At 49.5% G+C, this 7,713-nt stretch carries 11 protein-coding genes; 6 read left to right on the top strand and 5 right to left on the bottom strand.

The window, feature by feature from the left end; all coding sequences use genetic code 11:
• Together AB7S66_RS10230 and pdxA are read left to right on the top strand one after the other, a co-directional pair.
• The coding region (locus AB7S66_RS10230; protein WP_428519677.1) for a nucleotide-binding domain containing protein at positions 1–445 on the top strand (445 nt) is incomplete at its 5' end.
• A 12-nt stretch (positions 446–457) separates the two neighbouring features.
• Complete coding sequence (gene pdxA, locus AB7S66_RS10225) at positions 458–1,429, top strand: 4-hydroxythreonine-4-phosphate dehydrogenase PdxA (protein WP_428519675.1); 972 nt, start codon at positions 458–460, stop codon at positions 1,427–1,429.
• Between the two features lie 61 nt (positions 1,430–1,490).
• Here the strand turns inward: pdxA and larA are convergent, their stop codons facing one another.
• A complete protein-coding gene (larA, locus tag AB7S66_RS10220) occupies positions 1,491–2,843 on the bottom strand; it encodes a nickel-dependent lactate racemase (protein ID WP_428519673.1) in 1,353 nt (450 codons plus the stop codon).
• Between the two features lie 78 nt (positions 2,844–2,921).
• Positions 2,922–3,953: a 2-keto-3-deoxygluconate permease gene (locus AB7S66_RS10215; RefSeq protein WP_428519671.1), complete on the bottom strand. Its 1,032-nt coding sequence runs from the start codon at positions 3,951–3,953 to the stop codon at positions 2,922–2,924.
• 123 nt (positions 3,954–4,076) lie between these two features.
• On the opposite strand from AB7S66_RS10215, the gene AB7S66_RS10210 reads away from it, so the two are divergent.
• Entirely contained in the window at positions 4,077–4,517 is a 441-nt protein-coding gene (locus AB7S66_RS10210; RefSeq protein ID WP_428519669.1) for a hypothetical protein, read from the top strand.
• Here the strand turns inward: AB7S66_RS10210 and AB7S66_RS10205 are convergent.
• A complete protein-coding gene (locus AB7S66_RS10205; RefSeq protein ID WP_428519667.1) occupies positions 4,509–4,859 on the bottom strand; it encodes a hypothetical protein in 351 nt (116 codons plus the stop codon). The genes AB7S66_RS10210 and AB7S66_RS10205 overlap by 9 nt on opposite strands.
• A 126-nt stretch (positions 4,860–4,985) precedes the next feature.
• Between AB7S66_RS10205 and AB7S66_RS10200 the strand changes: the two genes are divergently transcribed.
• Positions 4,986–5,267, top strand: a complete 282-nt coding sequence (locus tag AB7S66_RS10200) for a hypothetical protein (protein WP_428519665.1) — start codon at positions 4,986–4,988, stop codon at positions 5,265–5,267.
• Positions 5,207–5,743 carry an alpha/beta hydrolase gene (locus AB7S66_RS10195; RefSeq protein ID WP_428519679.1) on the top strand — a complete coding sequence of 179 codons (537 nt, stop codon included), beginning with the start codon at positions 5,207–5,209 and terminating at the stop codon, positions 5,741–5,743. The genes AB7S66_RS10200 and AB7S66_RS10195 overlap by 61 nt, the downstream gene beginning before the upstream one ends.
• On the opposite strand, the gene AB7S66_RS10190 is transcribed toward AB7S66_RS10195, so the two are convergent.
• On the bottom strand, positions 5,744–6,682 hold the full coding sequence (locus tag AB7S66_RS10190) for a cation transporter (protein ID WP_428519663.1): 939 nt from the start codon (positions 6,680–6,682) through the stop codon (positions 5,744–5,746).
• A gap of 136 nt (positions 6,683–6,818) precedes the next feature.
• On the bottom strand, positions 6,819–7,304 hold the full coding sequence (locus tag AB7S66_RS10185; protein ID WP_428519661.1) for a hypothetical protein: 486 nt from the start codon (positions 7,302–7,304) through the stop codon (positions 6,819–6,821).
• Positions 7,305–7,359: 55 nt separating this feature from the next.
• Here AB7S66_RS10185 and AB7S66_RS10180 point away from each other — a divergent pair, with 55 nt between their 5' ends.
• Positions 7,360–7,620, top strand: coding sequence for a hypothetical protein (locus AB7S66_RS10180; RefSeq protein ID WP_428519659.1), 261 nt, complete (start codon positions 7,360–7,362; stop codon positions 7,618–7,620).
• Positions 7,621–7,713 lie beyond the last annotated feature (93 nt).

Genomic DNA, 7,713 nt, shown 5'->3' with positions numbered 1-7,713 from the left:
GTCTCTCCTTGGGGAGGTAGACCCTTATCCGATCATCAAACGGGTCAAGGAAGCCATCTCCCAAAGCAAGCCTGCCCTTGTCGTGGTCTCCTCAGTCCTTGATGAATCTGCATTCATCCGTTCCTTGGAGGAAGGTGCACAACAGGGGCTTTCCTCTGATGCGGTTGCAGCAACAATCAGGGACTCCTTCAGCCTTTTGGGAAAGGCCTTGGTAGAGCAGTGTGAGATTTCTGGTTTATTCCTCACAGGTGGTGATACCGCTTTCGGTCTATTGGAGGTCCTGGGAATCCATGAGGTGGAAATAGTCAGGGAAGTACAGGGAGGTATCCCCCTCCTTGAAGTACCCACTGGAGGGTATGCATCAATGAGAATTGTCACGAAGGCGGGTGCTTTCGGTAATGATCAAGCAATAGCGTATAGTTTGAGGGTTTTGCAAGAACGGTAGGAGGAGAACGTGATGAAAGAAAAAAAGTTTGGGATTACACTTGGGGATCCCTGTGGCATTGGTCCTGAGATCACCCTCAAGGCATTGCACGCCAGGAAGGAGTACCACAGGAGTGCTCTCCTGTTTGGGACCCGTTCGCTGTTGGAATATTACAACTCGCTGCTTGGGTATGAAATGAGGTTCAACTCAATCCAGAAGATGGATGACTGGGATGACTCGGCGATCAATGTATATGATCCACATCCGGTGGACTTCTCCCAGATTGAGATTGGGGTAGTAACCTCACTGGGAGGTACCATTGCCTTTGAAAGTGTACGATCGGCAATCGAATTTGCCTTACGGAAGGATATCTCCTCAGTGGTTACAGCTCCGCTCAACAAGGAAGCGCTCCACCTTGCTGGTTTCCCCTACGCCGGTCATACCGAGATCTTTGGTGCGTTCACCAAAGGGGAGCGGTATGCAATGTTGCTGTACAGCGAGAAACTGAAGGTAATCCACGTCTCAACCCATGTTTCTTTGCGGAATGCCTGTGACCTGTGCAAGAAAAAAAGGGTACTTGAAGTCATTCACCTGGCCCATGAGACACTTGTAAAGATCGGTTATGACAATCCTAGGATTGCTGTCGCCGGATTGAATCCCCACGCAGGGGAGAATGGCATTTTTGGTGATGAGGAGATCAGGGAAATCATTCCAGCCATCCAGGAAGCAAAAGCTGAAGGTCTGGATGTCAGTGGCCCGATTCCCCCTGATACGGTCTTCCTGAAAGCCTTGCAGGGTTCCTGGGATATCGTGGTGGCCATGTATCACGACCAGGGACATATCCCCCTGAAGATGCTCAGCTTCGAGAACGGAGTGAATATTACCGTTGGTTTGGACGTCATCAGAACATCTGTTGACCACGGTACCGCGTTCGATATTGCCGGAAAGCTGATTGCAAGTGAGAAAAGCCTGCTCGAGGCAATAGAGATCGGAAAGAGGCTCTAGAAACAAGGAAAGAGGAGGCAACACCTCCTCTTTCTCTCTCGATCCAACACCCCTGTCCCTATCATTGCTCCACATAGGGAATGGCATAAGGCCCATCGCTTAGATAGAGAACCTTGAGGTCCTTTCTTTGCTCTCTCTTCTCAATCTGCTCAATGGCTTTCCTGATCACTTCGCTGTAGTCAGTGCTCTGTGTAAGAGAGGAGACATCGATTCCTGGAAGGCCGCTGTTGTTCTTTCCCGCAATCTGTGGGGCATAATAGTAGTAGTGGTCCAAGGGAATCTTCTCGAATACCGAAGCCCACTTCTGTACCTGCCACTGGTCCGGCATGAACGGCCAATCCTTGCTGTGCAGGAGAGTCACCAGTTCCTCTGCGCTGGTAAGCGCCAGGATACTGAGTACGGTCTTGTACATTACCGAACCCACGACATCTTTCTTGTCTGTGAAGTTGGAGATGCTGATCAGGTATCCATCCTTCTTTATTGCGCCGATTGCAGCAAAGGCTGCCTTTGCACTCTGGTAGTGGTTGATCCCGACAAATCCGCCATGGGTTATGACGATATCGGCCTCTTCCTTGATGGGTATCTTTGCATATCCCTTGACCATTTCAAAGGCTTCCTGATGGGCTGCCTCCAGGTCGCCGGCAAACACACCGGTGATATTGAAGGCATGGTCGAGGGTGACATTGATGATGAAATCAACCCCAGCCATCTTCGCAAAAGCGAGGGACTCCTCATGAACCGGATTGCCGTCGAGGAGCAAGTCGCAGCTGTTCTTATGGCCCATCAGGTCCGCACCGTGGAAGAGGAAGGTGCCATGTTCACTGATCAGACCGGGACATACAGACTTTCGTCCCCCACTGACCCCTGCCATGAAGTGGCTTTCCACCAATCCAGTGAGGATCTTCAGGTCGGCTTGCATATAGAGGCTGTTGATCTTTACCTCACTGCCACGATCAGTCTTTCCTAGGTAGGTGAGGTTGTCATCCTCTTTGCAATCATGGTTGATGATGGCAATGCCATGCTCGAATACCCAGGGATCGATGATGCGTTCTATCTCGTCATCGGTCATCGGGCGGTGGGTTCCTGTAGCAATGAGTACCGTAAGATTCTCTTTCTTATAGCCGGTTTCAAGAAGTACCTCGAGCAGGGGTACCAAGATATTTCCCTCTCCTTTGTAGGGGACGGGACGGGTATTGTCAGAGATGACAATTACCGCCTTTGCTTGTGGGTTGGCATCAAGCTTGGCTTTGGCAATGCTCTGGAAGCTGTCAGATGCAATGGGATTGGCCAGTGCCTCAGAAACCGCTTGTTTTGGATCACTGAGTGCCTTTGGTGCCTTCATTGCATACACTGTGGTATGTTCGGGAAGTTCTAGTTTCTTTCCTTGGCTGTCTATCGGGTTATGTACCAGCATGATTGACTCCTTTAGCAAAGAAAGACGAGCGTTTGCCCGTCTTTCTTGATAATTGTATACAAAACGTGCGCTCCCAGCTTATAACTGTTGGCCCTTTGCGTCAACCGCAGGTTCAGCGCTGGTGGTAGGATGCTCGTTGACAAGTCCCCGCTTCAAATCCCACCTGTAGAAGAAATCGACCAGGAAAGGAACCAGCAAGGCGGTAACGATGATCGATGCAGCTACCTGTACGGTTGCCTTGTCTGCGAATGGGGCCCAAGCTGGGTCCACCAATGCAATGGCAGCCGGGGTGGCAATTGAGTTGCCGGCAGAGGTACCGACGGCAGCACCTACGGCAGCAGTTCTCCTTGACTTCCTGGGAACCAACCACTTGAAGATGAAGTAGGAAGGAACACCGGTGAGGATAAGGGTCATCAGTCCAAGGACGATACCGGGAAGGCCGGCTTCAATGATCGTCTGCAGACTCAGTCCTGCACCAAGAGGAAATGAGAAGGTGAAGATAGCAATGAACATACCGGGCTTGAGGAACTCCCTGATTCTCTCATCAAGGTTTCCAAGGATCATACCAACAATGATGGGAACGATGACTGCTACAAGACTCATGAGTGGAATGTTTGCAACTCCGGCAACACCCATGAAAGCCATTTCGAAGAAAGGTCCATCATTGGAGGAGATGACGGCGATGGCACCAACATCGGACTCATCACCATATTTTGAAGCAAGTGCCGTATAAAGTCCACCATTACTGTTGGACATGGCACTGATCATGGCAAGCGGTGTGACACCGAGGAATGCAGCTTCAGGACCGGCAAGTTTTGCGAAGATAACGCCGAAACTTACACCGAAGAGAACCTTGCTGGAATTGAGGACCACTCCTTTATAGAGTGACATACCGGCAGTTCTGAACTGAATCTGTGCTCCACTGCAGAAAAAGAGCAATGCAATCAAGGTAAGTGCACCTGACTTGAAGAAAGCCGTGGTAAAACTACCAATCTCCAATGCTGCAGGAAAGAATGTATTGGTCAATACACCGAGTACCAAAGGTACTACCATCAATCCACCAGGAATCTTGTTGATCGTCTCGAGAATTGGAACTTTTCCCATCTTCATGTTGCGAGTCTCCTTTTTTTCCGTTTTGCTTTCAGACTTGTTACACTTTATCATGGATGTCCAAAAAGTCCAGAAAAAATTAAATCCTTTGACATTGTAAAAGAAATGCATCATATAAAAAGTATGAAAGAATGCATTTCTCTCCTAATCATAGCAATGTTCTGTGTGGTCACCCTTTCGGCAAATGAGACCTTGTCGTTTCCTGATGCGTATGAAGCGCAGCTCCCAAGCGATGCTTCGATCGGCCAGATTGTCAGGGGCGAGGAAGGTAGTGCAGAAGCAATTACCAGACAAGCATTGATGGCGTCCTATGGACCAGCATGGCTTGAGCAGTATGTCAGTGCGGTGCTGAGAAGGGCATTCACCAATACCTATGACCAACAGTTGCTCTCCCTGTTGCCTGCAAAGCAAGTGCAGGTGGGAAGGGCGGTGGTTCGCTCAGATCTGTATGAGGTGCCGTTCTGTGTACATGAGCCAGATTACCGGTGGGGTACCATGGTCTGGAATCGTGGTGAAGATGAAAGATGGGTGTTGTTGGCCATCAAGATAGAACCGTCACTCTGATTCAGGTTCAAGGTCCTGCTTCCTGATCACCAGGACATATGAATCGGAATCCTCCACTGTGAAGGAGTGGTATTGTGATTCTTTTGCACTAAGGTATTGCATCAGTACTGCAGGATCCACATCCAGATCCTCTAGATTGATGACAATGGCTTTCTGTTGGGGTTTGATGGTGATCTGGACATCTTCCATTTCCGTCCCCTCAAGGAGAGGGCCTTCCCAGTGTTCTTCATCAGGGTTTATGGCAGGGGTCTTGCTGTAGACACCACAACTGGATACCAGTGCAATGGTACCCAAAAGCAAGCAGATGACTACAAACTGTACTAGGCGAGAGCGCAGCCTCATTGAACCCCTCCAAACAGATTCAGTGTATCCATAATAATAACAAAGGAGAAGAGGAAAGATTACAAAAGAAATCGAATGGAAACTTTTCCTCAAATGGGGTAAAGTACCTCCCAAGAAGGCGCGTTTATGGCCTTACTCGATATCTCCCTTTTTTCTGATACCCTCCAACTGGATGTTTCTGTTACCGTCATCTATCCCCAGCGATGTGACCGCTCACCTGATATTCCAGGTGGTCCTTATAAGGTGCTCTACCGGTTGCATGGGATCAAGCAGAATGAACAGAGCTATGTGCGAAATTCGGCAATTGAACAGTCTGTGAGGAATCTTCCCCTGGTGGTGGTGATGCCATCGGTTGGAAGAAGTTTCTACACCGACCAGGAACGAGGTTACCCCTTTTCACCTTCCTGAGTGAAGAGCTTCCACGGTTTCTCTCCTCAGTTTTCACCATCAGCACCAAACGTGAGGATACCTTTATCGCAGGACTGTCGATGGGCGGGTATGGGGCATTCAAGGCGGCACTCACACGCCCGGACCTATACAGCAGGGCTGCAAGCATGAGTGGAGCCTTGGATTTGGTAGCGCTAGCCAATACACTCGGGGACTCAGTGAAGATTTTCCCGTATGAATGGGAGAATACCTTCGGCTTCTATGAAGTGAAAGGCAGTGAACATGACCTGATGGCATTGTCTAGGAAGGAACTCTCTCCCAAGCCGTCATTCTATGTTGCCTGTGGTGATGAGGATGCACTGCTGCAGGATAACCTACGATTTGTGGAGACATTGCAAGAGACCCATGATGTAATCTATGACCAGCACCCGGAAGGGCATACCTGGAAGTCCTGGGACAAGGCACTGAAACGTGTGCTGATGTGGCTGCCTCTCTGATCAGGCTTTCTGTCCTGCAATGGCAAATGGTGTCTGGTATTCCACCCACCTGTCATCGAGTGTGAATACGATATCGGTGTCACAGAAGTTTGAATAGGAGTACATCGCCTTGATCATCTCCAGTCGGATTGCATCAAGTTGCTTCACCGGTCGTTCCTCGGAGAGATAGACATAGATGACAACCATCAGGGAACGTCCCCGTTTCAATGCATAGACCTCTGCCTTGCGGAAGGCATATTTTTTCACAAAGCGGTTGGTGATTTTCTCCAGTGTTGCCTGTACCGAAATCGTCGGCGCTGCTCCCAGAAGTTCCCTGCTGTAGACTACCAGGTCCTTTATAAGCACTGGGCTGAGGAAAGCCAGGAAAAGAACAGTGAGAGCCGGGTCTATGTAGTTGCCCAGGTATGCAAAACGGGTTTGCTTGATCAGTCCCACCATCCCGATTGCAAGCACTGAGGCAAGGGAGAGGAGGGTATCCAGCAACCATGCCTTGCTTTCCGAGCGGAGGGTCGGGCTGCTCAGTTTTTTGGCCTTGTTTGCAAGGGCAAGCCAAACAACAAAACAGACGACCAGGGAGAACACCGAGACAGGAAAGGCAATAGAGAATGTAATGGCATACCCACCACGGGTCATGGCAATACCTGCCATGGTTCCAATGGTTACGACCATGGTAAGCAGGACCAGACTTCGCAAGACCAGGAAAAATGGTTCAAAGGCTCCATAGCCGAAGGGGAACCGGTCATCATCTTCCTTGAAGAGAAGGGTCACCACCCTTCCTGAGCCGATGATGAACATGCTTTGGATCAGGGAATAAAGTCCATCGAGAAGCATTGAGTTTGAGTTGGCGACAATGGAGACCACCAGAGAGAGTATGCCGAATCCGAGGCAAACGATGGTAGTCACCCGTAGTAACCGTAGTTCTTGTTTCTTGTTGCTCATATAAAGTAATTGTGGATATCATTCATGGCGTTCATTCGCCCGTGACCACCGTTTATGGTCCTACGTATAGGACAGATACAGGGTATCAAATCAGGTGATATGTTGATATGTATGAAAATAAGTATACAGGAATCCTTCATAAACTGCAAGCAATGTCCTTAATTCGGATTATGGGACACTGGCCCGAATATGAAAACTCCCACTCATACCGCAAATGAAATATTCCAGTAGGGGGAAAGCTGTGGTTTAATGGGGGAAGGACTGGGGAGAGGATCCCCGAAGGAGGAGAGAAGAGGAAGCCCTTTGTTTGTTTGTTAGCACTTTCAAAGACTTCCTCTTCATCAACAACCATGAAAACAGTAACACCGTTCATGATTAAGTTCAAGACAGTTGCCATCCATCCTTGAGGAAGGGCAACGGCGGGATCGTGTGCCGCAAGTGCCTGGGACCGGGTGAGTATGCGTTTTCCCGGGAGCGAGGCAGGAGGTACACGGCAGAAGTCGGCCCGGTGGTGGAGAAGATGCTCCTCGCCGTTTACCGTTGCCCTGGGGATGGCCTCTACTCGACAATCTTTCCCGACGATATCGTGAGGAACAAACAGTATCGCTCTCTCTGATGCCATCTACTCCAAGGATGGACTGCAGCGTGCGCTCATTCTGCAGAATATTCACCTCCTCTTGCTCCGTCAGAGTTTGCTGGAGAACCGATATATCCTTTCAGAACGCGTCACCTTGGCTGATACTGCAAGGAAGAGGGCCAAAGATATTTTGGATGAAGGTCTTATCAGCCGCCAGGCGTATGAGAGTAGCCAGCTTGCCTACCAGGCAGTGAATCGCGAGCTTGATACGCTTTCGGTTGCCTTAAAGCGGGTATGGCAAGATGATCTCCCCCCTCAGGTATCAATTTTGGGTCTGAAATTTTCAGCGTGTAAAAAGTAGAAAAAGAGAGCGGAAACGCCTATGATTTGTAATCGCAAAACTAACAGATCAAGGAGAACCGCTCTCATGCAGGAAGATAACACGTATTTGCTG

Source organism: Sphaerochaeta sp. (assembly GCF_050178175.1).
Taxonomy (GTDB): Bacteria; Spirochaetota; Spirochaetia; order Sphaerochaetales; family Sphaerochaetaceae; genus Sphaerochaeta.
Note: the sequence above shows the minus strand (reverse complement) of the source record. Positions and strands in the feature narration are given on the sequence as shown.